This window comes from Rothia mucilaginosa ATCC 25296 (genome assembly GCF_000175615.1).
Lineage (GTDB): Bacteria > Actinomycetota > Actinomycetes > Actinomycetales > Micrococcaceae > Rothia > Rothia mucilaginosa.
The window spans coordinates 1-1,372 of sequence record NZ_ACVO01000019.1; the positions used below are offsets into that span (position 1 = coordinate 1).

Genomic DNA, 1,372 nt, shown 5'->3' on the forward strand with positions numbered 1-1,372 from the left:
CCTACCGGGAGCTACTGAAGGCAGAGGGAAAGTTTATGGAAATTTTCAAAAATCAGATCTCTGAAGATTCTGCAGGGCGCAAAACTTCTGCTGAAAGGGGCTATAAAGATGCGTAAGATTATGGCTAATACTGTTTGGTCCGTGGTTTATGCTTTCAAAAATCACCCCGTATGGACCGTTTCCTATCTAGTGTCTGTTGTGTGCCTATCACTATTCCCTGCTCTGCAGATGGAGGCTGTCACTAGACTTGTTGAGCATTTGGGCCAGAGCCAGGATGAAGTGCTCCCGCTAGCGCTGGGGGTTAGTTTTGTGCTGGCAGGATACATTGCCCTGGGACAAGCATCAGACTCTCTGCGTATGATTCTAAATTCTCGAATGTCAAGTACGGGTATTCAGAATGTATCTTCTCGTCTGGCGACTTGTTCCTCTCAGGAAATCGCGAGCGGTGATTATGCTCGCTCATCAAGGGCAGCTCATGAAGCTGTGACAGAGGGGAGCCTGGGGTCTCAAGTTTCCACTATGGGTGCTCTGATATTCATCATTTTTTCGACGGGATCCCTTAGTTATTCCGTAGGAAAGATCAATGTATATGCTTCACTCTGCATGCTTGCAGGCATGATTCCTGTTGCCTTGATGTCACATCTCTATTCGAGTAAAAATGCTGAGGCAATGGAAAAAATATATTCATATAGCTACAACGCATGGCATAGCACTAACCAGATTGCACAAATAACTACTGCTCGTGAGCTTGCAATTCTTAATGCTCGTTCATTCTTTGCGCATCGCGCTAATCAAGAACGGAAAAAATCCGGTGAGGAGGAAATTGGCCTAGCTCGTTACATCCTCAGAATATATACAATTGTTGGTTTTATAAGCGCTGCATTGCTAGCTTTAGCCCTTATTTTTCTAGCGGCCTCGGTGCCGGCTCCCGGTGCTCTTGCTGGAGCTGTTATAGGTATTACCTCGGCTATAGTCTCGCTTGGCTCGATGGGAAGCGACCTTAGCTCGATGGCAGCGGGGTCAAACGCAATTGATATATATCGAAAGTTTATTTCTAGCGCACAGCCCAAGCAGAAAAATTCGGTTGCCGATACCTACCCCGAAATCTGCAGCGTTTCCATCAGGAATCTTGCTATCCAGTATCCAAAAGCTGATTCTTTAGCTCTTAAAAACATCAATCTCACTTTTGGTCCCGGGCAGATGATTGGTATTGTCGGGCCCAGCGGATCGGGAAAGACAACCCTAGTAAATGCACTTATGGGCATGCTTAAGCCCTCCAGTGGAGACATCCTCATTGGAGATAAACCGGTACAGGACATATCACCTGATGACTTGTTGGCAAATGTGGGTTTGGTGAGTCAAGACTACGGCC

1 protein-coding gene is annotated in these 1,372 nt (G+C 46.5%); it reads left to right on the plus strand.

Translation table 11 applies throughout. The annotated features are described in order from the left end of the window. Positions 1-108 precede the first annotated feature (108 nt). Positions 109-1,372, plus strand: a 1,264-nt coding sequence (locus tag ROTMU0001_RS09130) for an ATP-binding cassette domain-containing protein (protein ID WP_005509044.1), incomplete at its 3' end; no start/stop codon positions are given.